The sequence below is a fragment of the Algoriphagus sp. Y33 genome (genome assembly GCF_014838715.1).
GTDB lineage: Bacteria > Bacteroidota > Bacteroidia > Cytophagales > Cyclobacteriaceae > Algoriphagus.
The window spans coordinates 4,953,421-4,978,367 of sequence record NZ_CP061947.1; the positions used below are offsets into that span (position 1 = coordinate 4,953,421).

Annotated in this window: 25 protein-coding genes and 1 pseudogene; 22 read left to right on the forward strand and 4 right to left on the reverse strand. The window is 41.5% G+C overall.

The genetic code is table 11. The features are described 5' to 3' along the window. Positions 1-3: 3 nt before the first annotated feature. Positions 4-672, reverse strand: a complete 669-nt coding sequence (locus tag ID165_RS20205) for a carotenoid biosynthesis protein (protein WP_192347234.1) — start codon at positions 670-672, stop codon at positions 4-6. A gap of 112 nt (positions 673-784) precedes the next feature. On the opposite strand from ID165_RS20205, the gene ID165_RS20210 reads away from it, so the two are divergent. From ID165_RS20210 to ID165_RS20250, 8 genes and pseudogenes are all read left to right on the forward strand, one after another. Beyond that, positions 785-1,093 (forward strand): DUF4286 family protein, encoded by a 309-nt coding sequence (locus ID165_RS20210; protein ID WP_192347235.1) that lies wholly within the window; start codon positions 785-787, stop codon positions 1,091-1,093. Between the two features lie 225 nt (positions 1,094-1,318). Then, entirely contained in the window at positions 1,319-2,467 is a 1,149-nt protein-coding gene (locus tag ID165_RS20215) for a DUF4221 family protein (RefSeq protein ID WP_192347236.1), read from the forward strand. A 6-nt stretch (positions 2,468-2,473) separates the two neighbouring features. Continuing rightward, a complete protein-coding gene (locus tag ID165_RS20220; RefSeq protein ID WP_192347237.1) occupies positions 2,474-3,616 on the forward strand; it encodes a DUF4221 family protein in 1,143 nt (380 codons plus the stop codon). 6 nt (positions 3,617-3,622) lie between these two features. Then, positions 3,623-4,756 (forward strand): DUF4221 family protein, encoded by a 1,134-nt coding sequence (locus ID165_RS20225; RefSeq protein ID WP_192347238.1) that lies wholly within the window; start codon positions 3,623-3,625, stop codon positions 4,754-4,756. Positions 4,757-4,760: 4 nt separating this feature from the next. After that, positions 4,761-5,900 carry a DUF4221 family protein gene (locus ID165_RS20230; protein ID WP_192347239.1) on the forward strand — a complete coding sequence of 380 codons (1,140 nt, stop codon included), beginning with the start codon at positions 4,761-4,763 and terminating at the stop codon, positions 5,898-5,900. Positions 5,901-5,977: 77 nt separating this feature from the next. Further along, positions 5,978-7,150: pseudogene (locus ID165_RS20235) on the forward strand (DUF4221 family protein). Positions 7,151-7,270: 120 nt separating this feature from the next. Further along, positions 7,271-7,885: a cytochrome c oxidase subunit 3 gene (locus ID165_RS20245; RefSeq protein ID WP_192347242.1), complete on the forward strand. Its 615-nt coding sequence runs from the start codon at positions 7,271-7,273 to the stop codon at positions 7,883-7,885. 4 nt (positions 7,886-7,889) lie between these two features. Beyond that, positions 7,890-8,324, forward strand: coding sequence for a hypothetical protein (locus tag ID165_RS20250; RefSeq protein WP_192347243.1), 435 nt, complete (start codon positions 7,890-7,892; stop codon positions 8,322-8,324). 233 nt (positions 8,325-8,557) lie between these two features. On the opposite strand, the gene ID165_RS20255 is transcribed toward ID165_RS20250, so the two are convergent. Further along, complete coding sequence (locus ID165_RS20255) at positions 8,558-9,028, reverse strand: Fur family transcriptional regulator (RefSeq protein ID WP_192347244.1); 471 nt, start codon at positions 9,026-9,028, stop codon at positions 8,558-8,560. Positions 9,029-9,239: 211 nt separating this feature from the next. Between ID165_RS20255 and ID165_RS20260 the strand changes: the two genes are divergently transcribed. The 13 genes from ID165_RS20260 to moaA all read left to right on the forward strand — a co-directional run bounded on the left by ID165_RS20260 (position 9,240) and on the right by moaA (position 20,128). Beyond that, entirely contained in the window at positions 9,240-10,493 is a 1,254-nt protein-coding gene (locus ID165_RS20260; RefSeq protein WP_192347245.1) for an aspartyl protease family protein, read from the forward strand. 116 nt (positions 10,494-10,609) lie between these two features. Then, positions 10,610-11,200: a LemA family protein gene (locus ID165_RS20265; protein WP_192347246.1), complete on the forward strand. Its 591-nt coding sequence runs from the start codon at positions 10,610-10,612 to the stop codon at positions 11,198-11,200. Positions 11,201-11,211: 11 nt separating this feature from the next. Next, the gene (locus tag ID165_RS20270; RefSeq protein WP_192347247.1) at positions 11,212-11,649 is read left to right on the forward strand and encodes a TPM domain-containing protein; all 438 of its coding nucleotides are present in this window, start codon (positions 11,212-11,214) and stop codon (positions 11,647-11,649) included. Beyond that, the gene (locus ID165_RS20275) at positions 11,627-12,433 is read left to right on the forward strand and encodes a YgcG family protein (protein ID WP_192347248.1); all 807 of its coding nucleotides are present in this window, start codon (positions 11,627-11,629) and stop codon (positions 12,431-12,433) included. Before ID165_RS20270 ends, ID165_RS20275 begins: the two co-directional genes overlap by 23 nt. A 409-nt stretch (positions 12,434-12,842) precedes the next feature. Next, positions 12,843-14,018: a gephyrin-like molybdotransferase Glp gene (gene glp, locus ID165_RS20280; RefSeq protein WP_192347249.1), complete on the forward strand. Its 1,176-nt coding sequence runs from the start codon at positions 12,843-12,845 to the stop codon at positions 14,016-14,018. Position 14,019: 1 nt separating this feature from the next. Then, on the forward strand, positions 14,020-14,772 hold the full coding sequence (locus ID165_RS20285; protein WP_192347250.1) for a sulfite exporter TauE/SafE family protein: 753 nt from the start codon (positions 14,020-14,022) through the stop codon (positions 14,770-14,772). Positions 14,773-14,775: 3 nt separating this feature from the next. Next, on the forward strand, positions 14,776-15,360 hold the full coding sequence (locus ID165_RS20290) for a molybdenum cofactor guanylyltransferase (RefSeq protein WP_192347251.1): 585 nt from the start codon (positions 14,776-14,778) through the stop codon (positions 15,358-15,360). A gap of 83 nt (positions 15,361-15,443) precedes the next feature. Then, positions 15,444-16,256, forward strand: coding sequence for a uroporphyrinogen-III C-methyltransferase (cobA, locus tag ID165_RS20295; RefSeq protein ID WP_192347252.1), 813 nt, complete (start codon positions 15,444-15,446; stop codon positions 16,254-16,256). Between the two features lie 28 nt (positions 16,257-16,284). Then, positions 16,285-16,521: a MoaD/ThiS family protein gene (locus tag ID165_RS20300; protein WP_192347253.1), complete on the forward strand. Its 237-nt coding sequence runs from the start codon at positions 16,285-16,287 to the stop codon at positions 16,519-16,521. 1 nt (position 16,522) lies between these two features. Then, positions 16,523-17,560, forward strand: coding sequence for a HesA/MoeB/ThiF family protein (gene moeB, locus ID165_RS20305; RefSeq protein ID WP_192347254.1), 1,038 nt, complete (start codon positions 16,523-16,525; stop codon positions 17,558-17,560). Positions 17,561-17,622: 62 nt separating this feature from the next. Next, complete coding sequence (locus ID165_RS20310; RefSeq protein ID WP_192347255.1) at positions 17,623-18,051, forward strand: molybdenum cofactor biosynthesis protein MoaE; 429 nt, start codon at positions 17,623-17,625, stop codon at positions 18,049-18,051. Between the two features lie 165 nt (positions 18,052-18,216). After that, positions 18,217-19,131 carry a bifunctional molybdenum cofactor biosynthesis protein MoaC/MoaB gene (gene moaCB / locus ID165_RS20315; RefSeq protein WP_192347256.1) on the forward strand — a complete coding sequence of 305 codons (915 nt, stop codon included), beginning with the start codon at positions 18,217-18,219 and terminating at the stop codon, positions 19,129-19,131. Beyond that, the gene (moaA, locus tag ID165_RS20320) at positions 19,118-20,128 is read left to right on the forward strand and encodes a GTP 3',8-cyclase MoaA (protein ID WP_192347257.1); all 1,011 of its coding nucleotides are present in this window, start codon (positions 19,118-19,120) and stop codon (positions 20,126-20,128) included. The genes moaCB and moaA overlap by 14 nt, the downstream gene beginning before the upstream one ends. A gap of 141 nt (positions 20,129-20,269) precedes the next feature. Here the strand turns inward: moaA and ID165_RS20325 are convergent, their stop codons facing one another. After that, a complete protein-coding gene (locus ID165_RS20325; protein ID WP_192347258.1) occupies positions 20,270-20,797 on the reverse strand; it encodes a hypothetical protein in 528 nt (175 codons plus the stop codon). A 66-nt stretch (positions 20,798-20,863) separates the two neighbouring features. Next, a complete protein-coding gene (locus ID165_RS20330) occupies positions 20,864-21,268 on the reverse strand; it encodes a UPF0158 family protein (RefSeq protein ID WP_192347259.1) in 405 nt (134 codons plus the stop codon). Positions 21,269-21,546: 278 nt separating this feature from the next. On the opposite strand from ID165_RS20330, the gene mfd reads away from it, so the two are divergent. Next, a complete protein-coding gene (gene mfd, locus ID165_RS20335) occupies positions 21,547-24,900 on the forward strand; it encodes a transcription-repair coupling factor (protein ID WP_192347260.1) in 3,354 nt (1,117 codons plus the stop codon). The last annotated feature ends 47 nt before the right edge of the window (positions 24,901-24,947 follow it).

Here is a 24,947-nt window from a genome sequence, read left to right on the forward strand (position 1 = left end):
TACTCAATCCAACACAGTGAAATTCAAAACTCCAAAAAAGAGAATCATCATAATCAGCACCAAAGCCGCGAGCGGATTGCTCTTTTCAAAATTACCTTTTCTATAAATGTAATGGATTAGAAATGCCACCAAGAACCAGGTGAGATAATTACCCGGAGGTATGACATCAAATTTCCAATACCAGAAATCCAGCGCACTTGCCACGGGCTCCATCACATAATCAAGCGCTGTCATGGCAGTCGCCCCGAGCAATGCTGCATAGAAATCATTGTCTGTAACTTTGTAAAACACTGAGCCGGTCAAGTATACCAAAATAAACCAGTTCACCCCAATCACAATCGGCACCTCCCAAAGCATTGGCCCCAGCGTAGGACCATACACATAATCACCAAAAATATAACCCGTATGTATCCCGATTAGCTCAGCTCCAAATCCCAGCCAAAAAGCCGCTGCCGCAAAAATCGGAAAGGCTTCACTCCATCCCCTGTGAAATCCCAAAAGCAACACCATGGTAACTAAGAGCTGGGTTGGAGTAAGCATCAAAAAGTACTCTCTGTATTCCGGTAAGCTCAATCCTATAGCACCGACTGCATACAATGCTACCACCACGATTTTAGCGATAATCAATCGCTTATTCTGAGCCTCCGGAGGAGTCTGGGCTATTTTATGCATAGTTAGGGAGAGCTTTGAGGGAAGTAAATTCAATTTTTTGTGTTTGGATTCCTAACTTTGAAATCTCAAATCCGGTTGCAAAAAAACGAAATTCCTGCCAAAATTCCCCGATATGATTCTTTACAACATCACATTCACCGTTTCCAATGACATAGAAGAGGATTTTGTCCAGTGGATGAAAAGTACCCACATCCCTGATATCTTTGCTACCGGTTTATTTATAGAGCATAAATTCTTTCGCTTGCTCAATAGCCCGGACGACAGTGTGACTAATTACAGCATACAGTTTTTTGCTGAAAACACCCGCATGCTGATCGAGTATGAAAGCCGATTCGCAAATGCCCTGCGCCATGAAACCCACGCTAGGTATGGTGAGAAGGCGATCCCATTCCGTACCTTAATGGAGTCAGTGGATAAATGAATATGATTATCCGCAATGATGCCAGCGGCATTTTTTTTTGGTTTGCTTGCCGGAAGACTCCTGTACGTCAGACAGGCCGAAGTAGCCTCAATGTTAGAGTTCACCAAATTCTATGGTGCTTTTACCTCCTTATTTAGTAGAAAGCTGAATATATACTAGTTTTTTAGATTTATTAACTAACTATTCTGCAATGAATTAACTATTTTCCATCCTAAACTCTTTAGAATGGAAAAGTCTTTATTGTTTATTTTTATTGCTTTACTTTTTTCCTGCGGAAAATCCACAGATTCTACGGAATCGAACTCAGGCAATATGCTTAAGAATTTATCTTATTCTGTGGATACGGTGGTAATAAATTCTGGTGATGAAATCATAGATTTAAAATTTGGGGCTAGTTATTCAACGGTTTCTTCAGACTTACAAACGTTTTATTATTTCGATCACGACCAAGCACTTATCAATGAAATCGATCTTGATAAACTTGAATTGGTAGGAAAACATCCTTTTTCAAGAGAAGGTCCGAATTCTATTGGCTTTAATCCACCTTCAATTTATGCCCTGAAAAATGAGCGGTTTTTATTTGTATCTCCCTTAATAAATGTAGCTACATATTTTAAGAATGGTGAAAAGGAAATAAACTTAAAGTTTAATTTTCGGGAGATAGAAGGTTTAGATGTAGATGAGGAAGGACTAATTACAAATCAAGCGATTCTATCCCACGATGAAAAGTACCTATTCGCCTTTCCGAGATTAAATCCTTCTTTTTCAGAGGTCAAGCTGATGATTATAGGTCACGAATCGAAATCTGGAAGAACTATTTCTTTGCCTAGAATGGTACAGACCTTAAAATTCAATGTGATTTTTAGTACACCTGATCGCTTTATGGGTATAAGCGAACGCATTTACCTTCAAATCCTTAATCAAAAATTACTTATCACCAGCACAGCTTACACTGATCTATATGTCTATGACTATGTGAAAGATTCTCTTCAATTATATGAATTTCCTCATAGATCAGTTTCACCCCGGAAAGCCAGTGATATTAAAAATCAAGTCAGCGATGAGAGAGAATTTGAAGCTGAGGCAGCCAAAATAGCATATCAAGTACAGTTTGAGAAGTTTTTATGGGATGATCAGCGACAGCAATATTTCAGAATTGCTAGAAAGAAAATTCCAAATGAAAATAAGGATATGGGAGAACGCTTCGATATTTTTCTTTTTTCCTACGACTCCAATTTAAATCTACTCGGAGAAACTCAGTTAGAAGATTTAAATCAACCCCCACAAAAACCCTTCTTCAAAGACGGAAAGCTCTATTCCTATGTCAATGTGGAGGATGAGCTGGGCTTTGCAGTATTCACTTTTGATTTTTAAAGAACTATGAGAAAACTACTACCATTTCTAATGCTTATTGCTCTGGCTTCCTGTGGTGAAAAGAGCAGTTTTGAAAAAACAAATTCTGACAATATTCTCAAAAACCTAACCTATTCCGTAGACACGATAGTCGTGGATCCAGGTGAGGAAATCATTGATCTTTCTGGAGGCTTGAGGCTTTCCAGTCTCTCTGATGACAAAAAGAAACTATACATTTTTACTCAGAAGGAGCATCAAATCGCAGTAATTGATATGGAAGACTTAGCATTGGAGGAGTTTCTGACTTTTGAAACGGAAGGTCCCAATGGCATAGGTCAATATGTGCAAACCATGCAACTATTGGCTGATGAAAAATTTCTGATATCAAGTTTTCAGACATGCGGAATATTTAATCGAAACGGCATTAAAATCCAAGATGTTAAGCTTAAACCAGAGGATTATAGTGGGATAGATATTGAAGACGAATCCCCAATGAACCACAAACTTATCCAGTCTTCCGATACAAAATTGCTTTTTTCACTTCCTGGAAACTTTATGAAAGGGGCTAGAGATTTGGCAATTCTGAACCCTGAAGAACAATCCGGGGAGATTATCGATATCCCGGCGATGGATAAGGCCGCTGACTTCAGAATTATATTACAAAGCAAAGATATGATGTCTATATACATAGAAGAAGTCAACCTTCAGGAAATCGGCGAAAAACTATACATCAGCAATACAGCGACGTCTGATATTTACCGGTATGATTATCAACGCGACTCTTTGACTCTTTTCCAATTCCCTCATCAATTGGTACCTCCTGCCAAAACCGGAACTATCAAAAGTACTGTTTCCTCCCAAGAAGAATGGAGGAATGAAATGGAGAAACTATCCACTCAGATAGGATTTGAAAAATTACTCTGGGATGATAGTAGCAACCATTTCTTTAGAATTGGCAGAAAAAATCTTCCAAAAGAAAAAGAGGAAGATCCTACAAAGTCAGAAATCTATTTATTTGCCTATAGTCCTGAGTTGAATTTGATCGGGGAAAAACTCCTTGACGAAGTAAGTCAAGTTCCAAATTCAACCTTTTTCAAAGACGGTAAACTCTACTCCTATGTCAATGTCGAAGACGAGTTGGGCTTTGCAGTATTCACTTTTGATTTTTAAGAAGCTATGAAAAAACTACTTCCTCTTTTTTTATTACTCGTTGTTCTTGCATCCTGTGGGGGAAAAGGCAGTGCTGAAAGAGAAAAATCTGAAAACACACTTGAGAATCTGACATTCTCAGTAGATACACTGATCATCAATTCGGGGGAAGACCTATTTGATTTATCCGGTCTAGTTCAATTGTCGGGTCAATCAAACAATCCAAATTTTATCTACCTGTTTGACGGGAAGAAAACCAGAATCCAAAAAATAGATCTTGGTAAGAGGGCATTGGATACCTCATTTGGGTTTGAAAAAGAAGGGCCTGACGGGATAGGAACATACATCTTAACTATTCAACCCTTAGCTAAAGACCGCTTTCTCATCGCTTCCTTTGAGTCCCAAGGTGTTTTCCGATCAGATGGCAGCAAAGAACTGGATCTGACACTTTCCAAATTCTCAGCTTCTGAGGATGAATCTCAAAAAGAAATCCAAATGCCTTATGAGATGTACGTATCTCCTAATGGCAAGTATGCATATGCTTTGGTAGGTGATTTCTTTGAAGGAATATGGCACTTCGTGCGAATCAATCTGGATAGTAAATCGCTAAAAAGTTGGGAACTGCCCGAATTCAATTCGGCAAAGAATTTTACGATACAGCTCAACTCTGACGACTCATTTAACCTCAGGGCCGAAGATATTCACTTAAATGAGCTAAATGACGGAATGGCTATCACCGTGGGCAGCAGCAGTTTGATTTATGTTTATAATCCCCAAGCAGACAGTCTTCAATTCATCAACTTTCCACATAAACTTACTGCTGTAGAAAAAAGCGGCACGTATCCATCAGAGGTGAATTCCAAAAAGGAATATGATGACATTATCGCGGACATTGATGCGCAGATCACGTACGGAAAAATTGTCTGGGATAGCAGTACCAAGCAATACTTCCGACTCGGAAGCAAAAAACTCTCAACAGATTCCAAGAAATCGGAAGTTTTTCTCTATGCATTCGACAAGGAGCTAAGTCTTATCGGTGAACAAAAAATTGATGCATTTGAAAAAACTCCATTGCATTATTTCTTCAAAGACGGAAAACTTTACTCCTATGTCAATGTAGAGGATGAGTTGGGATTTGCTGTATTCACTTTTGATTTTTAATGCTATGAATAATACTAAACTTTTATTTCTATTTATTCTGGCAATCTCAGCCAGCTGTGCTTCAAAGGAAGGTGCGGAAAACTCTCAAGCTAGGTCCTTTGATTTCTCCTACGAGGTAGACACCGTGATAGTGGATGCAGGCGAGCACTTCTTCTTCCTCAATTATGGTTTGAGTTTGTCAGATATTTCCAAAGACCGCAAATACCTTTATAACCTAAATCCCGATACATTCCTGCTGGAGATTGTGGACTTGGATAATCTCAAACTAAAAAAGACCATCCAGCTGGAAAAAGAGGGTCCAGATGGTGTTGGTAATGATTATTATCAAAAAATTCAGGTGCTGGAAAATGGCAACATCTGCTTATTCGGACAATATAAAATCAACATCGTCTCAGAGGAGGGTAGACTTGTTAATTCAATTGAATTTGATCAAATCAAACTGGATGCGGACGAGAGAATTGGAAATACCAGTGTGTTTTCAGATGACGGGAAATTATTCGCTAGCACCCTTGTCAATGAGGAATATAAAAAACCGGCAAAAGGAATTGTAGTGATTGAGTTAGATACAGACTCGATTAATTATGTTCCTATGAACTTATTTCAAGAGCTTAAACAATTTGAAATCATTCATCAAGTGGGCAATGCACCTGGTATTTATACCGGAGAATCAACCTACTTGAGTTTCATTGACAATAATCTTATTATATCATCCTCGGCATATAACGAAGTGTATGACTATGATACCAGTACTGACAGTCTTTCTCACTTCAGGTTTAAAGCAACCCTCACAGACAACGAAAAAATTCGAAATTTCCCTAACCAGGTAAGCTCAAATAAAGAATGGCTTGATGCTGAGAAAGCAAAAAACGAACAAGTTTCTTTCCAAGCGTTTTTCAAAATACCTGAACAAAGTATCTTCTGGAGAGTAAGTACCGACAAAGACCGTATGATTGCGGATTCTGTTGTTTTCAAGCAAGTGGTTACTTTTTTTGATGATGATTATAAGATGCTCAAAGAGCAAGAACTAAAAAATTTTCATAGCTCCAGAAAGCCTTTCTTCAAAGATGGGATGCTGTATAGTTTTCTAAATATCGATGATGAACTGGCCTTTGTCAGAATAAAACCAAAATTCGAAGTAAAATAACTTCTGGTAACTCATTTGCCTATGAACATTCATCAAAAAAGTTGACTTTCCGGAATTTTGACTCTAATTTTTAGAACATGAAGCGATACTGTATTCTAGGTCTTTTTCTGCTTTTAGTCTCCTGCGTGCAGAAAACCGTAGAAATACAGCTTCCTGTTGCCAATGTTGCCCCAGACTTCAATTACATTCTGGATACTGTGTATATCGATGCCGGCAAAGACAACATCTATCTGGATATGGATCTCAGCATGTCTGACTATTCCCCCCACGAAGGGCTTTTGTACAACCTGACTCCAGAAACAGGAAGAGTGGAAGTGATAAATATGGAAAAGCTGACCCTTGACAGTGTAATCCACTACAAGATCAGGGGACCTAATAGTGTCAAACAGTATTTCCCCTTCGGAATAAAGAAATCGCTCCTTGGCGATACCTTTTTTAAAGAATATCGGGTAGTCCACAAGGTTAATTCATACGGGAAGAAAGTAGATTCTTATGAGCTTGTTAACAGAGGTCTTTCGGGAGACAGGCTTCCTTTTGATACAGAAATAGATGGGCTCGGTGAGATATCCATTGACGGCTCCTACTTGGCAAGCTTCTATGGAAACTTCAAGATAGGAGGTGATGTGCTGGGAATAGCAAAAGTAAATCTGATGGATAAATCACTGAAGTTGGTTCCCATTGACTTTTGGGATCAATTGAAGAAATATACCGTGTCGATAGATTATGATATCGGTAAAAGAAACAGCTCTCCCGAAATGAGATTCTTGCTATTGAACGGCCCTGATGTAATTCTATCTACCTCAGCAAGCAATGAATTGTGGTATTATGATGAGGAAAGCGGGACTGTAACCCACAAGGAATACCATAGTAGACTCACCGCAAATCAAAAATCCGGTAACTACCGAAAAGACATCACCGACCACCGCCTCTATATGTACTAGGTCAAGAGAAAAAACGACGAGGTGATTTTCGGTCCGCTCATCAAGGATCACAAGGCTCAGAGGTTTTACCGGTATAGCCGCGAGCTGGACGGCGACGATCCTCAAAAGAACAAGTACACCTTTGTTTTGACTGTATTTGACGAAAAACTAGACCAAATTCATGAGCAGAAACTACAAAACAGCATTCCGATTCTAGGTAAATATTTTGAAAGGAAGACTTTTGTGCACAATGGTTCAATCTACTCTTATTTAAAAAAAGAAAACGAGTTGGCTTTTATCCGGCTAAAACCAAACTTCGAAAATGACTAGCGCTGGTTATTGTCTCTCATAAAAATCAAAAGTTCGATTCAAAATGTGGGCTCAAAGCTATAAGCCCACGTTCTTTTACAATTCTCTGAACCTTCGTCTCATTTGGCTGTTTTCTGAGTAATGACAAAATTAAAGCAACAACTAACCCTGTTTCAGCGGATTGAACGGCTACATCCATACGAAACGCTCCTCTATTTGGGAATGATCGGGAGTGGGCTGATATTTTTATTCCTGACTTTTGCTTTTCTCCTTTCCTCACGAGATCTCCTTGCCGGTATGAATCAGACAATGCCCATTGTCTTTCTGATTTCCACTTTTTTGCTGGTTGTAAGTGGGTTTTCGGCAACATCCATTAAAATTGCTTACCACGAAGAAAACACTGATCAACTACTTAGGCCGCTAAGAAATACGGTTGTTCTGGGATTGGCATTTACTTTCTTGCAGGTAATTGGATGGTTTGAATTAAAATCCAAAGGCATAGAATTCACAGGTATTCCAAGCGGTAGTTTTTTATACGTACTGAGCGGTATACATATTTTCCACCTGTTGGGAGCGATGATTTTTGCGCTGATTCTGTATTTCCAACTGGACAAAAGCAGAAAGGATGAAATTCAAAAACTAATCCTTCACACCAATCCATTTGAGAAAATGCGTGTTCGCTTATTCACCTTTTACTGGCATTTCATGGACGGTATTTGGCTTATTCTCTTTCTTTTATTTGTCTTAAGCTTCTGAAAAAATGAAGATTAATCTATCTACCAAAGTCAATCAAGACTACATCTCTGTGAAAAACGGTTTTGATGAGACCCTTTTTACTAAGCTAAGTCCCCCGTTTCCTCCTGTAAAATTACTTCGCTTCGACGGATCAGAAATCGGAGACTTGGTTTCGCTGGAGTTGAGTTTCTTACTTTTCAAGCAGCAATGGACAAGCAAAATCACGGAGAACAGCATGACCCCAAAGGAATATTACTTTATAGATATCGGTATAGTCCTCCCCTTTTTCCTAAAAAAATGGAGGCACAAACATCGGATCATAAATCTGGAAAATCATGCAGAAATCAGGGATGAAGTGGAGTTTTCAGGGCCGTTTGGCCTAGCAACTTTATTCTTATATCCACTGATTTATCTGCAGTTTTTGTACCGTAAACCTATTTATAAGAAGGTTTTTTCTTAGATTAAAATTTACCTCGAAGAGCACAGAGTTATTCGCAGAGAACGCAGTTGAATAAGTGATAGGAATTACACTTTACTGATACTTGAGCCTACCTTGTCGGTAGGCAGGTCTTCACGAATATCAATTTTTCCGTTCACAGAGCTGAACCGAAGCGATGACTAGAACCAAGTTCTCCCAATGTGAAAAGCTTTGTAGCCTATACATTACCCTTTATGCTCATTACAGTTATAAACTTAAATCACTTCCAGATTTTCGCAATTTTCTATTTCACAATCCCCATACAGCACGAGCGAGTGACTTTTGATGGATGATCTAAAAGCCTTGCCTATTTCTTCTTTGATCTCGTTGATTTTGGGATCAGAAAATTCCCTAATCTTCCGGCATTGATTACATACATGGTGATCATGATGCTTGTAAGTCAGTGCTTGCTCGTAAAGCGCTACCTTATCTTTGAATTGGTGTTTTACTGCCAACCCACTCTCCACCAGTAAGTCCAGCGTATTGTAAATGGTAGCACGGCTGATGGTATATCCCTTGTTTCTCATGCTCAAGAATAATCCTTCCACATCCATGTGCTCATCTTCCGGAAGAGAGTAAAGTTCGTCTATTACTGAAAATCTTTCAGGAGTTTTCCTGCTTCCCTGCTTTGTAAGGAAGTTTTCAAAGATTTTTTTAGCCTTTTCTATGAGGGCCTTGTCTGCCATGCTTTTGTACTAATTTGAATTAAAGATGAGTCATAATCCATTTTTTGGCAAACCTGAGTGCATAATCCTTGTAATTTGGTTTCAATCTAATTAAAACTTGATTGCCAAAATCATTAATAGAACTGGCGAAACCGCTAGTTTTTGCTGAATATCCTTCTAAATCTCGAAAAACAGAGTAACTTATTTGGGACATCAGGGTTTACATAAATTTATGAATAAACGTCTACTTCTATCCCTTGCATTTGTTCTTGCCACGCATGCTCTGTGTCTAGCTCAAGTGCCTGGATTCTTTATGAAGGAAGAAAAACGTAAAGTAGAGATCCCTTTCTATTCTTCCAATAGTCTCATCATTGTACCTGTTTCCATCAATGGTAATACCCCGCTGAATTTTCTGGTAGATACCGGAGTCCGATCCAACATTTTGTTTAGCAAAAAGCTTGGAGATGCTTTGGGGCTGGAATATACACGAAGATTAAAGCTGGTAGGCGCCGATGGCACTGATAACTTAATGGCTTCAGTTTCTCCCATCAATCACTTTGACTTGGGGCCTTTAGAGGGTATATTCCAAAGCCTACTGGTATTGGAACAGGAATTTCTAGAATTGGAGTCTGTTATCGGAATTCCCGTTTATGGGATTGTGGGCTATGAATTTTTCAAATACAATCCCGTAAAAATTAACTACGACCAAGAGAAAATAGTTTTCTACAGATCCAATGCCCTAAAATGGAAACCTTTTTTCTTCAGAAAATTAGATATGGCCATTCATGAAAACAAGCCTTATATCAATGCTACAGTCAAACAAAAAGATGGCTCTTTTATCTACCCCAAGCTGCTTATCGATACAGGTGCGAATCATGGGTTGCTCCTCAATCGGGAGACTACAGAAAAAATCACCATGCCCTCGCTTTTCATAGAGTCGGCATTGGGCCAAAGTCTCGGTGGTATTTTGTACGGATATATCGGTCGGGTAGACTATCTGAAATTTGCAAATTTCAAATTGAATGATGTGCTTACTTCCTATCCCGAGGAAACGGCATTCAGCTATGTAATCAAAGATTCCGGTCGCTTTGGCAGTTTGGGTGCAGAGGTACTGGGGAGAACACGGCTTATTTTCGATTACCCAAGAAGCCGTCTCTGGGTGCGAAAAGCCGAGAACTTTTATTCACCTTTTGAATATGATATGAGCGGAATGACTTTGAAAAAAATACCCAATGATAACAATAGAATCTATGTATCCGATCTACGCCAAGGATCAGTGGCCCAGCGTGCGGGGATACAGATTTACGATGAGCTATTATCGGTAAATGGGGTACCTATGTTCATTTGGGAACTTTCCGAACTTAACAAACTGCTAAAATCAGAGCCAGACAAAGAAGTCAAACTTGAAATTCGTAGATACGAAGGAGAGGATCTAAGCAATTGGACAGATCATAAATACACCATTATTCTAAAGAAACAGATTTAGGAGCCTTTTGGGTTGTATTAAGATAAAAGCGGTAATTTTGAGTGAAGACAGGAAAATAATCCAACCTCCTATTCTTAAATACGTGTGTATCCAAGTTATAAAACCAATTATAAAACATGAAAAAGTTTCTTATTCCTATTCTGATTTTGGTGGTTGTGGGTGTTTTCATCTACACGAAGGCCGTAGGGACCTATAATACTTTTGTCCAAAAGGAAGAAGTGATCAATGGGCAATGGGCTGAGGTAGAAACACAGTACCAACGTCGATCTGACTTGATTCCCAATCTGGTAAATACAGTGAAGGGGTATGCGGACTTTGAGCAAGAGACATTGACCGGTGTGATCGAAGCACGGGCAAAAGCAACTTCTGTAAATGTGGATGCATCGAACCTTACACCGGAGAAATTGGCTGAATTCCAAGGAGCACAGGATCAGCTATCGGGAGCCCTGGGTAGATTATTGGTTAGTGTAGAACGCTACCCTGAGCTAAAAGCCAACCAAAACTTTCTGGAACTACAAGCCCAGCTTGAGGGCACAGAAAACAGAATCGCTGTAGCGAGACGTAATTTCAACCAGTCCGTCCAGGATTACAATTCAAATCTTAGAACTTTCCCCAACAACATCTTTGCGGGATGGTACGGATTTGAACAAAAAGGTTATTTCGAGGCATCCGCAGGATCCGAAAATGCACCTACCGTTCAGTTTTAATACAACTCATCATGGCTGAGAAATTATTCTCAACGGCAGACCGGGACGCTATAGTAAATGCGATCCGGACTGCCGAAGTTTCCACATCCGGAGAAATTCAAGTTCATATAGAAAGTCGCTGTAAAGGCGAGGTGCTAGATCGTGCCGTGAAGGTGTTTGACACGCTCAAGATGTATCAAACCCAAGATCGGAATGGCGTATTGTTCTACCTCGCCGTAGTTGATAAGCGCTTTGCAATTTTAGGAGACAAAGGCATCAATGAAGTAGTTCCGGATGATTTCTGGGAAAAAATAAAAGAACACATGACCGGCTTATTCAAACAGGGTCAATTTACACAAGGTCTGATTGACGGCATTCACATGGCCGGCGAGCAACTTGGAGCGCATTTCCCCTATCAGGGGGATTCAGACATAAACGAACTTCCTGATGAGATTTCTTTTGGATCATAAGATCCGCCCACTTCTATTAATTTTATTATTTGTCACTCTTGGTCTACAGGCTCAGGATTTTCCTCCTGTGCCCAATCCGCCTAAACTGGTAAATGATTTCACCAAGACACTTTCTTCGGCTGAAGTGGCACAATTGGAAAGCAAATTGGTTGCCTACAACGACAGCACCTCCACCCAGATAGCCATCGTGATGATGCGGTCTGTCGGCCAATACGATATATCCGATTATGCTTTCCGATTAGGGCAGTCTTGGGGTATTGGTGGTGGAGATAATGACAATGGAATCTTGATTCTGGCTGCGATGGATGATCGCAAGGTGTTTATTGCGACCGGTTATGGCATGGAAGGAGCGGTTCCCGATGCATTGGCAAAACGTATTGTAGAAAATCTCATCCTCCCAAATTTCCGAAAGGAAGCATATTATCAAGGGCTAAATGAGGCCACCGATATGATTTTCAAACTCGCATCCGGAGAATACAAAGCTGAGGATGTAGAGTCTACCGGCAATAGCGGCGGAGCAATACTTATGATTCTATTCTTCATTTTCATATTTGTAATTCTTCCTCTTTTGAAAAACAGAAATGACAATGATAACCACATGGGTGGAAGAGGAGGAGGAGTGGATCTCTGGACTACAATCATGCTGGCAGGCATGCTGGGTGGAAGAGGAGGGCGAGGTGGAAGTTTCGGCGGTGGTGGCTTTGGTGGTGGTAGTGGAGGCGGCGGCTTTGGAGGCTTCGGAGGCGGCGGCTTCGGAGGCGGCGGAGCTGGTGGTAGCTGGTAAAAATAAGGAGGATGACCGAAGACCCTCCTCAGCAAACAGGCCGAACTATTATTATGTTAAGCGTGAAAAGCACGGGATAAACCTATCAGTTTTGTTGATAAACACTACTCTAGTAGCCTTAGAAAAATCTAAGACTTTTGTGAGTGTCTCACGAGAAAACAGGTATTAAAAGCTGTTAGTGCTGACACCAACCGCGGCAGTGGAGCTTGCCTTTTGAAGTTAAAATATGAACGAAGGTTTAAAAATTTAAAAACGCTTTGATTAGCGTTTTTTTTTGAGCTAAAAATACCAGAGCTTCATTAATTGAAGTTGATTTTAGGAAAAATAGTCAGACTCAACAAAAAAATACGTAGAAAAGTAAGTATTTATACGTAATTTTTTATAGTTTTAGCCAAGATTCCATACCAAGATGATTTCAGTATCTGAAGCTTTAGATTTAATTAAAACTCATACGCAACAGCTGCCAACCGGCAAAATACCCCTTAGGGATGCCTACGGTTGCATTTTGGCGGAAGAAGTTTTTGCGCCGATCAGCTCGCCTTCTTTCCGACAATCCGCTATGGATGGTTATGCATTTCGAAGTGGCGGAACCCACAACCTGGAAGTCATAGGGGAATGCAAAGCAGGGGATGCATTAGAGTTTGAGCTTGGCGATAATCAAGCTGTTCGGATCTTTACCGGCGCACGTGTGCCCGATCAGGCAGATACTGTCATTATGCAAGAGCATGTGGAAGTGAATGGAAGTAAAATAACCATTCTTCAATTACCTGAAAAATCCGCCAATGTGCGGGAAGTAGGTGAACAAGTAAAGGCCGGTCACCAAGTGCTGCCGGCCGGGACAAAGATCAATGAATCCATTATCGGCTTTTTGGCAGGTTTTGGGATCACTGAGGTTTTAGTCTTTAACAAACCCAAAATTACGCTTATCGTTACAGGAAATGAGCTTCAGCAGGCGGGTAGTCCCCTGAAGCCCGGATCCGTCTACGAAAGCAATGCCATCATGCTGGAGTCTGCACTGAAGTCAAGAGGATATGACTCAGTGCGGATTCTAAAGGTCCAAGATGAATTGGATGCGACCATAAAAACCGTCTCCAATGGTCTTGAAAGTGATCTTTTGCTACTCTCCGGAGGTATCTCGGTCGGTGATTACGATTTTGTCTATGAGGCTTTGCAGGCAAATGCTGTTCAGGAGATTTTCTACAAAGTGAATCAAAAACCGGGCAAACCACTTTGGTTTGGCAAAACGGAAAAAACACTGGTTTTTGCCTTGCCAGGAAATCCCGCATCTTCTCTTACCTGTTTTCTGATTTATGCCCTTTCCGCACTAAAAATCATGTCAGGAAACACCGATTTCAATCTGAACTTCCAGTCTGCTACATTGAAACATCAAACATTCAATAAGTTTGGGAAGACTGTTTTCCTGTTGGGAAAGGAGTATAATGGTGAAATTGAGATTTTCGATAAGCAAGCTTCCAGTATGTTGATTTCCTATGCTTTGGGAAATGCCTTAGTGATGATTCCCGAGCATAAGGAACTACTAGAATCCGGAGAATCAATCCGTTATTTACCTATAAACAGAAATTAGGATGATAGCTCTTCATGATCCTGTTTTTATAGTTGTCTTTTCTGCAATTTTGGCGGTGGTTGCTTTTATGTATGCCAGCGTAGGCCATGGAGGTGCAAGTGGTTACTTGGCGATGATGGCCTTGGCAGGGGTTCCGTTGCTCATCATGAAGCCTACAGCCTTGATTTTGAATATTTGCGTGGCGGGAATTTCCTTTGTTTTTTTTCGTCAGGCAAAGCATTTCCGCTGGAAGCTCTTTTATCCATTTGCCATTACCTCGATTCCGGCAGCTTTTGCCGGAGGCATGATCACAATCAATGCGACACTGTACAAGCAGATTCTTGGGGTGTTTCTGCTGGTCGCAATATTGAGAATCTTAGGAGTTTTTGGAAAGACGGATCCACACCAAAACAAACCTGTGAATACTCCCTTAGCAGTACTGGTTGGATTAGCTATTGGTTTTTTCTCAGGAATGATCGGAATCGGAGGTGGTATCATTCTAAGTCCCGTAATACTATTGCTGCGTTGGGGAAATATGAAGGAAGCAGCAGCAGTTTCCGCCCTTTTCATTTGGGTCAATTCTGTTTCCGGAGCCTTGGGTTTTGTCATCGGAGGTGGAGTGATCCCCATGGAAGCCAGTTTCCTGATTCCCGCAGCGGTAGTAGGCGGTACATTTGGTGCAATCTACGGCAGTAAAAAGTTCTCAAACGTGACGTTGAAATACATTCTTTCCATCGTGCTATTTATAGCATTTATAAAATTGATGACTGTATAGCCTATGGAAAATTCAAAAGAAATAGCGGCATATATACTTTGTGGAGGAAAAAGTGTCCGCATGCAAACAGAAAAAGGTTTGGTTCTATACAAAGGCAAACCCTTTATCCGATGGATAATTGAAGCCATCATGCCGGTTACCTCCACGATCATTTTGGTGACTAGCAATGGAGACTATAGCTTGGTGGGTTTGCCGATGATAGAAGATATTTATGCAGACAAGGGTCCTGTGGGCGGAATTTATACAGCACTGAGTCACAGCACATCCGAGCGAAATCTAATCCTCAGCTGTGATGTGCCAAAGATTACTGCCGACCTGCTTCTTAGTCTTACGGAAGAATCAGAGAAGAAAAAAGCATCAGTTACCTTTCTGAGCGATGGAAAGAATGATTATCCTCTAATCGGTGTTTATAAAAAAGAAACCTTGGAAATCCTAGCTGATGCCATATCAGCAGACAAATTAAAACTCTGTCCTCTGGTTAATCTGATGTCTCACCACAAACTCATCATCAATTCGCATCAGAAATCCCTTGTCCAGAATGTCAACAGCAAAGCCGAATTACTTTCTCTCAACAAACTCGACTCATGAAATCGAGCCCGCCTACCGTCAGGAAGGGATTACCTGTCCGACGAAAGACGGGCATATGGCCTTTAAGAAAAAATTAAAAACAGATGAAAACCATAACAGGAAAATCCCCGAAAGTCACTCTCCTAGGCGCCGGACCCGGCGATCCGGAGCTGCTTACTCTCAAAGCGGTGAAAGCACTGTCCAATGCAGATGTAGTGCTTTATGATTCCCTAGTCAATGAGGAAATTCTGAAGCATGCCAATCGGGCATTGCTGGTTTTTGTGGGCAAAAGAAAGGGAAATCACAGTCATACTCAGGATGAGATCAATGAATTGATCGTGGACTATGCAACTGAATTTGGGCATGTGGTACGCGTGAAAGGGGGAGATCCCTTTGTTTTTGGCCGGGGAAAAGAAGAAGAAATGTATGCCTTGGCGCACGGAATAGAGGTAGAAGTAATTTCCGGGATTTCTTCCAGCGTAGCGGTCCCCGCATCGGTGGGAATCCCTGTGACAAGTCGCGGTGTAGCAGAAAGCTTCTGGGTGATCACCGGCACGACAAGCGAAAGGGCACTCTCAAAAGATCTGACTCTGGCAGCACAATCATCCGCCACGGTGGTCGTGCTGATGGGAATGGCCAAATTAAAGGAAATCACTGAAATTTATTCCTCTTTTGGTAAGCAGGATTTGCCGGTAGCCATTATTCAAAATGGCACCCATACTGAGCAAAAAGAAGTGGTGGGAACCGTTCAGAATATTCTAGAAATCAGCCAAAATCAAGGAATCGGGGCGCCTGCCGTCATTGTGATCGGCGAGGTCGTACATCTGGCAAGGGCAAGAAAGCAACTCAAAGAAGACTGGGTTTTGGAGGACGAGTTTATTTTCCAAAACCTGAATACCTTGCCATTCCGTAATTAATTCGAGCTATCTGTATTAAATTAAAGCTATGATTACCGTCAACTATTTTGGAAATATCGCAGAAGCAGCGCAAAGCGACTCGGAAACGCTAGAACATAATGCAATGAGTTTGGCTGAGTTGCTAGAACTACTGGATTCGAAGTATGCCATTGGACAATTCTCTTTCCAAGTCGCAGTCAATCGTAAGATCGTCTCCAGGCAACAAGCTTTGAACCTTTCAGATTCTGACGAGATCGCCTTGCTTCCACCATTTGCAGGAGGTTGAGATGGAACGATATCAGCGACAAACCATCCTTCCGGGAATCGGAACTTCAGGCCAGCAAAAGCTACTTTCAAGTAGCGTGTTGGTGGTAGGAGCCGGTGGTTTGGGCTGTGCTGTTTTGCCTTACTTGGTTTCTGCCGGAGTGGGAAAAATCGGGATTGTAGATGGAGACCGGGTAGAAGAAAGTAATCTTCATCGGCAAGTATTGTATACTGAGAATTCGATTGGAATACTGAAAGTAGAAGCTGCCAAGCAGTCCCTAGTGCGAATGAATTCGGCTACGGAGATTGAGGCCATTGCAGAGTTTTTGTCGGAAGATAATGTGGACAATTTGGTTGAGTCCTATGATTTGATCATCGATGCCACGGATAATATGGAAGTCCGATACACGCTGGATGAAGCTTGTTCTGGATTGAAAAAACCTATGATCTATGGCTCCATTTTCAGATTTCAGGGGCAAGCTTCGGTTTTCAATTATAATGGAGGTCCTTCATACTCTAGTCTTTTTCCAAAAGAAGACAAGGTCATATTGAACTGTGAAGAAGCTGGCGTGCTGGGGACCACAGTGGGAATCATCGGAATGCTTCAGGCAAATGAAGCACTAAAAATCATTCTTGGAATCGGCGAAATACTTTCAGGGAAAATCCTGATCTATAATACGCTCACGAATAAGCAGCAAGTTTTTCAATTAGCAGACCAGCCTGTAGAACTCCTTCCTAACCCAGTCTCTGAAAAAGTAGAATTGATCACTCCAGAGCTGGCTTTTGCACACAAAGGAATTCTTCTCGATGTAAGAGAAGTAGGCGAAAGACCGGAGATTCCCTCTGGGTTTTGCCGTAAAATCCCACTTTCTGAACTGGAAAGTAGGTTGGGAGAATTGGACAAAGAGGATGACATCACGCTATTTTGCCAAGCTGGAGGAAGAGCAATTAAAGCTGGAAGATTACTGAAAGCGGCAGGTTTCTCTTATGTAAAAGCCATTCGAGGGGGTGCGACCGACATTTTGAAATTGATAGAACATGAAATAAGCAAGGCAACTTAACCACAATTGATTCGGTGGATAAGTTTTTTGAATTTCATTATAAATTGAAAAGCGAGTTACAAATGAAAAAAGTATTTATTGAAGGAGCGATTTCTTCCGAATTTATAGCTGATTCTATCGCGAAGCACCAGAGCAAGCATAGTATCGGAGCACACAATATTTTTCTGGGTCAAGTACGTGCGGACGAAGTGGGGGAACAGAAAGTAGTGGCGATTGAATACACTGCCTATGAGGAAATGGCCAATGAAAAACTGCATGAAATCCGGGAGTCAGCTTTTGCGAAATTTGATTTGACTTGCCTGCACATATACCACAGCTTGGGGACAGTGAAGGTTGGAGAGATCTGCATCTTCGTCTTCGTCTCCTCCCCACGGAGGAAGCAGGTCTATGAAGCCACAGAATATTTAGTCAATCAAGTGAAGGAGCAAGTTCCGATTTTCGGCAAGGAAATTTTTGACAATGCCGATTATCAATGGAAAGTAAACAGCTGAAGTAAATATGTATATCCGCAATTGCACTAGTAAACGAATAAAAGAGACTTTTTATATGGTAAACACTCGCATCACGGTAACTTCGGTCACCCGTCTTCGGTCTTCCAGCCAAGTAAATAAAGAAAATATGGCAACTGGCTCGATTACGGATAATCAGATAAATAAATGGTAGATATCACACATAAAGTCACCACACTTCGTACAGCAAAAGCTCAGGCGATTGTCCATGTCAGTTCTGCTGAAACCATCGCAGCTGTGGTGGAAAACCGTGTTCCAAAAGGAAATGTGTTTGAGATGGCGAAAGTTGCAGGGCTTTTCGCAGTGAAAAATACGCACATTACCATCCCTGATTGTCACCCTCTCCCGGTGGAGTACACTGCGGTGGAATATGAGGTAGATGGACTGGAGATCAGAATTTATATTACAGTGAAGACAGTGTATAAGACCGGTGTGGAAGTAGAAGCCATGCATGGCGCATCGGTAATTGCCCTGACCATGTACGATATGCTCAAACCCATCGACAAGGGAATTACCATCCGTGAAATTGGTTTGGTGCAGAAAACAGGGGGAAAATCCAGTTTTAAAGATAAAAACCCAACCCAAATTCAGGCAGCAGTAATAGTTTGCTCAGATTCCATTTCCAAGGGGATTAAAGAAGATCGTGCAGGAAAAGCGATTGTGGAGAAGTTGAAATCACATGGAGTTGAAGTAAACTCCTATGAGGTCATCCCTGATGAGCTGGAACTGATACGGGCAAGGACATTTGAACTTACTGAGAAGCATCAATTGGTCATTTTCACGGGTGGGACAGGACTTTCCCAACGGGACGTCACTCCTGAGGCGTTGGAGCCAATTTTGGAACGGAGAATTCCAGGCATAGAGGAAGCTATTCGGAGCTATGGGCAGAAGATGATGCCGTTTGCCATGCTTTCCAGATCCGTGGCAGGCACCATAGGTGACAGCCTGGTGTTGGCCTTACCGGGATCAACCAATGGAGCTAAGGAATCAATGGATGCGGTTTTTCCGCATTTACTGCATGTGTTTAGAATAATGAAAGGAGCCAATCATGAACCCAGCTAGTATTCATGAGTTAAAAGATAAATTTGGGCGAATCCACAATTACTTACGGATCTCCCTGATAGAGAAGTGCAATCTGCGCTGCAAATACTGCATGCCTGCTGATGGAATTCCGCTCAGTCCCAAAGCTTCCCTGATGAGTGCGGAGGAGGTACTTGAGTTTGCAAGAATTTTTGTCGGACTGGGAGTAAATAAGATCCGGCTGACAGGCGGTGAGCCTTTGCTTCGAAAGGATATTTACGAAATCCTCGAAGGGCTCTCCAAGCTTCCTGTGGACTTATCATTGACAACCAACGGCTTGCTGATTGATAGACATGTGGATAACTTTCGGAAATTGGGAGTCAAAAACATCAATTTCAGTTTGGATACGCTGCGTGAAGAGCGGTTTTTTGAGATTACAAGAAGAACGGGCTTTCAGAAAACATTGGATAATTTTCGAATCCTACACGATCAAGGCTTCAACCTAAAAATCAATGTGGTCTTGGTAAAAGGAATGAATGAAGACGAACTGGTTGATCTGGTAAATCTGACCAGAGATTTTGATGTATCTGTTCGGTTTATAGAATTTATGCCTTTCGACGGCAACAGCTGGGATTGCTCCAAGATGGTTTCGGAAGCCGAAGTACTGGAAAAATTGGGGGCACATTTTGGGACGGAAAGAATAACGCCACTTCCAAACGAGGAAAATTTCACCGCACGTAAATTTAAGATCACAGACTACCGGGGCGATTTTGGAATTATCAGTTCGGTTACCAACCCTTTCTGCGGAACCTGCAACCGGATCCGCTTGACTGCCAATGGGCGTATCAAAAACTGCCTTTTTTCCAATCAGGAAACCGACTTGCTTGCGGCTATGCGTGCCGGGGAAAATGTGGAAACCCTGATATTAGAATCTATTCTGAAGAAAAAAGCCGTGCGCGCCGGAATGGATAATATGGAAAAACTCTCCGACCCGGTACTTCATTCCGATAATCGAAGTATGATTGCGATTGGGGGGTGAGGAATTAGGACTTAAAGCTTCCGTGAACTATGTCCTCCCAGGACATAATGAACCGGCTACTTTTCTGTGCTTCTGAGCTTATCCCGGATTGAAAACCTATGGAAAGTTTAGAATTGTGAAATTTTGTATAGCAATAACTAATCATTTGAAGTGAAGCCTTGAAAAGGTGATTTTAGCCTCGTATTCTTTATTCTCATGAACGTCTTTGTCTACCAATATTTCCGAGTCATATTCGATATTATATAATTTTAATAGGGTATCCATTTTAGATTTCCTACCCTTCTCAATTCTCACATTTTGGCTATAACTTATTAATGGGCCAACAGCAATAGGAATAATAGAAAAGCCTACACCAATGATGATCAAAGGAACAGTAGAAACGACACCTTTATCCCAAGCCATTGTCCCTAATAGATATCCACCAAGCATTACAGCAATTCCTATTACCATATACATAACAAAGTGAGTAATATTCAGTGACTTTGTTGACGCTACTTTATAGTAGTCTATGCATGCTTCTTTGATACGTCTAATGTGATTATCCCCAAACTTGATGTTTAAACATTTACCTTTGAACTCAGGTTTCAAGTTTGTTAATCCGCATGTTGTACCTGTAGATAAATCGAACAACCTGTGCTCGCATAATTCACAATGCTTTACTAAATCCATTTTTAGGTTTTAATGGTTTTTTTTCCTTTCATTTAAAGGAGGTTGATTAAACTACTGAAAATGCTTTTATCTAAGCTGCTGTTTCACAAAATCAATATAGGCTTTCTTTTTGAAGTCAAACCAGCCTTGTCTATACTTAGAGGTATCGATCGTATACTTGAAGTTCTGAAAGGGTTTCCGTTTTGAGAGTTGATCCAGTAGCTTATCTCTAAAATTGGTATCAGTCATTGAATAGGCGAAATCCTCCATCACCTGAAATCCCTCTCTCGAATCCATCTTTTCAAATCGCACATAATTGCCCCAATCAGATTCAAGTTTTTCGAAGAGATCTTCCCAAGGCTCCGGATCGAAATACGGATTCTCCGGATCGGGGTGATATTCAATTGTTCCTGTTGGTGCATGAAAGAAGCACAGCATCCCGCAATCAAGAAGTTCGGCGATTTCTTCGATATGGCGTTCTGTGAGCATCATTGATTGAAACTATACGTTTTCAAAAGATTTCGGTGGCTCTCAGAGAATTTTACAGGAATAAAAGTTAAGGCTCTTTAGTATAATGATCAATTTTCTTAACCCTTTCCATTGAAAAAAGGGGGATTGATTTTGGTACTCTTGCAGGTAAGTGGACCGTAACTATCAGGATGACCGTTAAAAATCAAATTATAATCAGATGAAAAGCCGCTTGAAATCAATCGTTGGAATTCATAAAGCACTAACTTTGCCCCACCTACCTACTATTAAACCGCAAGCTATTGGATCGTCAGGACTTTCTTTCCATTTATAAATCAGACCCCATTTTTCAGACTATCGCACATGAGGTTTCAGGTGACGATAAGCTTACCCATCAGATAAAAGGCCTATCAGGAAGTTTGGATATGGTTTTACTAGCGGCTCTTTTTGAGTCAAAGGGAGGGTTTCACCTTATTGTGGCACAGGATAAGGAGGAGGCTGCTTATCTGAATTCTGATCTTCAGAATTTGCTGGGCAGTGATGCCCATATGATTTTCCCATCCAGTTTTAAGCGGGCATATCAATTCGAAGAAATTGATAATGCAAATGTTCTGATGCGCTCCGAGATTCTCAATCAAGTGCTGGAGGAAAAAGGGAAATCCCGCATCATCATCACCTATCCTGAGGCTATTTATGAGCGGGTGATCAACAAACGTTCACTACAGGAAAATACGTTTTCGGCTAGAGTCGGAGAGCAAGTGGATATGGAGTTTGTCTCCGAAATCTTGGCCAGCTACGATTTTGAACGGACAGATTTTGTCTATGAACCCGGACAATTTGCCATTCGGGGAGGGATTTTGGATGTGTTTTCATTTTCCAATGAGCACCCCTACAGGCTTGAGCTTTTTGGCAAAGAGATCGAGAGTATCAGGACTTTTGATCCCGAGACGCAACTTTCCATCGCCAGTGTGGATCAAATTGCCCTGATCCCAAACGTACAAACGAAGCTTCTCCAAGAAGTAAGGCAGTCATTTCTGGGTTTTCTTCCTGAGCAAACCATCGTCTGGATCAAGGATTACCAGTTGACACTGGATGTGATGGATGAATGCTTTCACAAGGCTTCCCTAGCTTTCGACCAGATCGTCAAAAAAACCAACAACACTAAAACTGTCCTCGGGCCAGGAGATTTATTTGATAAAGGAACTGACTTTGCGTCGGCATCTGCGAATTTTTCGCGGGTAGAGTTCGGGAAGCAGTTTTATCTGAAAAATGCCAAGCAGTCCACTTGGGAATCGCAGCCACAGGCTTCTTTCAACAAGAATTTTGATTTATTGGTTACCCAACTTTCGGAGAACGAAAAGAAAGGTGTTGTAAACATTCTGACAGCCGAAAATGCCAAGCAAATAGACCGACTGCTGGGTATTTTCAGTGAATTGGATCCGACACTTCAGGTGCGAAGCATGCTTCTAGGATTGCGGGAAGGTTTCGAAGATAGGCAGTCTAAAATTGCCTGCTTTACAGATCATCAGCTTTTTGAACGCTTTCATCGATACAAAACCCGGGATAAAGCCAGCAAATCCAAGGCACTTACGATTAAGGAATTGAAAGCGTTGCATCCGGGAGATTACATCGTACACGTGGATTATGGAGTAGGACGTTTTGCCGGTTTGGAGAAAGTGGATGTGGCAGGCAAAATGCAGGAAGCTGTACGATTGATCTTTAGAGACGATGATTTGCTCTATGTGAACATCCACTCCCTTCATAAAATTTCCAAGTTTTCCGGACAGGAAGGCACAGTACCCTCCATGTCCAAATTGGGCTCTCCTGATTGGGAAAACAAGAAATCCAGGGCTAAGAAGCAAGTCAAGGACATCGCAAAGGATTTGATCGCGCTGTATGCAAAGAGAAGATCAGCACAGGGCTTTGCTTTCAATCCTGATTCTGTACTTCAGATTGAGTTGGAATCTTCCTTTATCTATGAGGACACACCGGATCAGGCAATAGCTACCCAGGATGTAAAAACCGACATGGAAAAGACCTATCCAATGGATAGGCTAGTCTGCGGAGATGTGGGTTTTGGAAAAACTGAAGTAGCCATCCGAGCGGCTTTCAAAGCTGTAAATGACCGAAAGCAAGTGGCCGTTTTGGTACCTACCACCATTCTGGCTATGCAGCATTTCCAGACCTTCAGTGAGCGTCTGGAAAATTTCCCTGTGAAAATCGAGTATATCAATCGCTTTCGTACGGCCAAAGAAATCAAGGAAATCGTAGCGCAGGTAAAAACCGGCGAAATCGACATCCTTGTAGGAACCCATAAGATTGTAAATAAGGATATTGTCTTTAAGGATTTAGGACTATTGGTAATTGATGAAGAGCAGAAATTCGGTGTGAAAGTAAAGGATCAACTGAAAAATCTGCGTGTAAATGTAGACGTGCTGACCCTGACCGCGACACCAATTCCAAGGACCCTGCACTTTTCCCTGATGGGAGCCAGAGATCTATCCGTAATCGCCACTCCTCCACCTAACCGTCAGCCCGTTACCACAGAAGTCCAAACCTTCCAGGAAGAGGTGATCAGGGACGCTGTTTCCTATGAATTAAGGAGAGGCGGGCAGGTTTTCTTTGTGCATAACCGTGTAGGAGAAATTGATTCTATAGCTAATCTGATTATGAAACTCGTGCCGGATGCCCGAGTCGTAGGTGCTCATGGCCAGATGGATGGTAAAAAACTGGAAAAAATCATGGTGGATTTTATCCATCACGAATACGATGTATTGGTTTCTACCAACATCATTGAGTCCGGACTGGATATTCCGAATGCCAATACGATTATTATCAACCGGGCCCACATGTTTGGCATGAGTGATTTGCACCAGATGCGTGGACGTGTAGGCCGGAGCAACAAGAAGGCGTTTTGCTACCTACTTACCCAGCCTATGTCAGGCTTGACGGCAGAGGCCAGAAAGCGTATGCAGACATTGGAGGAATTCTCAGATTTAGGTGACGGCTTCAAAGTGGCAATGAAAGATTTGGATATTCGGGGCGCCGGAAATTTATTGGGAGCCGAGCAAAGTGGTTTCATCTCAGATTTAGGATTTGAGATGTATCACAAGATCCTTGATGAAGCCGTGCAAGAATTGAAGGAGAATGAATTTGCAGCTTTGTTTGAAACTGACTTGGCAGAAAAAGTCAAAGTACTTGTCCAAGACTGTACAATTGAAACTGACCTGGAACTTCTTATTCCCGAAGAATATGTGGCTAATATCAGCGAGCGACTGGGGCTTTATTCCAAACTAGATACCATCAAGAACGAGGAGGAGTTGATGAAATTCTCCGGCCAACTTCTGGATAGATTCGGGCCACTGCCGGATGCCGTGAAAGATTTGATGGAAACTGTACGTTTACGTTGGAAAGCCGAAAAGCTTGGAATTGAGAAGCTTGTATTGAAAGGAGGGTTTATGAAGTGCCATTTACTGCCTTCTACAAGAGATGACTACTATGCTTCGGAGATTTTCCAAAAAGTTATGCGATTTGCACAGATGAATAGTAAACTTTGCAAAATAAAGGAGTACAAGAATCGTTTGATTCTTACATTATCAAATGTTTCTACCATTTCTAAAGCTCAGATTAAGCTGAATGAGATGAACGAAGCATGATTTTGAAATAATTTAATGGCATAAAAATTGCAGATTTGCCTATCGAT

What these genes read in the sequence shown, in the direction of transcription:
- ID165_RS20205 (WP_192347234.1), bottom strand. Translation starts at nt 672, where the DNA reads ATGCATAAAATAGCCCAGACTCCTCCGGAGGCTCAGAATAAGCGATTG.
- ID165_RS20210 (WP_192347235.1), top strand. Translation starts at nt 785, where the DNA reads ATGATTCTTTACAACATCACATTCACCGTTTCCAATGACATAGAAGAG.
- ID165_RS20215 (WP_192347236.1), top strand. Translation starts at nt 1,319, where the DNA reads ATGGAAAAGTCTTTATTGTTTATTTTTATTGCTTTACTTTTTTCCTGC.
- ID165_RS20220 (WP_192347237.1), top strand. Translation starts at nt 2,474, where the DNA reads ATGAGAAAACTACTACCATTTCTAATGCTTATTGCTCTGGCTTCCTGT.
- ID165_RS20225 (WP_192347238.1), top strand. Translation starts at nt 3,623, where the DNA reads ATGAAAAAACTACTTCCTCTTTTTTTATTACTCGTTGTTCTTGCATCC.
- ID165_RS20230 (WP_192347239.1), top strand. Translation starts at nt 4,761, where the DNA reads ATGAATAATACTAAACTTTTATTTCTATTTATTCTGGCAATCTCAGCC.
- ID165_RS20245 (WP_192347242.1), top strand. Translation starts at nt 7,271, where the DNA reads ATGACAAAATTAAAGCAACAACTAACCCTGTTTCAGCGGATTGAACGG.
- ID165_RS20250 (WP_192347243.1), top strand. Translation starts at nt 7,890, where the DNA reads ATGAAGATTAATCTATCTACCAAAGTCAATCAAGACTACATCTCTGTG.
- ID165_RS20255 (WP_192347244.1), bottom strand. Translation starts at nt 9,028, where the DNA reads ATGGCAGACAAGGCCCTCATAGAAAAGGCTAAAAAAATCTTTGAAAAC.
- ID165_RS20260 (WP_192347245.1), top strand. Translation starts at nt 9,240, where the DNA reads ATGAATAAACGTCTACTTCTATCCCTTGCATTTGTTCTTGCCACGCAT.
- ID165_RS20265 (WP_192347246.1), top strand. Translation starts at nt 10,610, where the DNA reads ATGAAAAAGTTTCTTATTCCTATTCTGATTTTGGTGGTTGTGGGTGTT.
- ID165_RS20270 (WP_192347247.1), top strand. Translation starts at nt 11,212, where the DNA reads ATGGCTGAGAAATTATTCTCAACGGCAGACCGGGACGCTATAGTAAAT.
- ID165_RS20275 (WP_192347248.1), top strand. Translation starts at nt 11,627, where the DNA reads ATGAGATTTCTTTTGGATCATAAGATCCGCCCACTTCTATTAATTTTA.
- glp (WP_192347249.1), top strand. Translation starts at nt 12,843, where the DNA reads ATGATTTCAGTATCTGAAGCTTTAGATTTAATTAAAACTCATACGCAA.
- ID165_RS20285 (WP_192347250.1), top strand. Translation starts at nt 14,020, where the DNA reads ATGATAGCTCTTCATGATCCTGTTTTTATAGTTGTCTTTTCTGCAATT.
- ID165_RS20290 (WP_192347251.1), top strand. Translation starts at nt 14,776, where the DNA reads ATGGAAAATTCAAAAGAAATAGCGGCATATATACTTTGTGGAGGAAAA.
- cobA (WP_192347252.1), top strand. Translation starts at nt 15,444, where the DNA reads ATGAAAACCATAACAGGAAAATCCCCGAAAGTCACTCTCCTAGGCGCC.
- ID165_RS20300 (WP_192347253.1), top strand. Translation starts at nt 16,285, where the DNA reads ATGATTACCGTCAACTATTTTGGAAATATCGCAGAAGCAGCGCAAAGC.
- moeB (WP_192347254.1), top strand. Translation starts at nt 16,523, where the DNA reads ATGGAACGATATCAGCGACAAACCATCCTTCCGGGAATCGGAACTTCA.
- ID165_RS20310 (WP_192347255.1), top strand. Translation starts at nt 17,623, where the DNA reads ATGAAAAAAGTATTTATTGAAGGAGCGATTTCTTCCGAATTTATAGCT.
- moaCB (WP_192347256.1), top strand. Translation starts at nt 18,217, where the DNA reads ATGGTAGATATCACACATAAAGTCACCACACTTCGTACAGCAAAAGCT.
- moaA (WP_192347257.1), top strand. Translation starts at nt 19,118, where the DNA reads ATGAACCCAGCTAGTATTCATGAGTTAAAAGATAAATTTGGGCGAATC.
- ID165_RS20325 (WP_192347258.1), bottom strand. Translation starts at nt 20,797, where the DNA reads ATGGATTTAGTAAAGCATTGTGAATTATGCGAGCACAGGTTGTTCGAT.
- ID165_RS20330 (WP_192347259.1), bottom strand. Translation starts at nt 21,268, where the DNA reads ATGATGCTCACAGAACGCCATATCGAAGAAATCGCCGAACTTCTTGAT.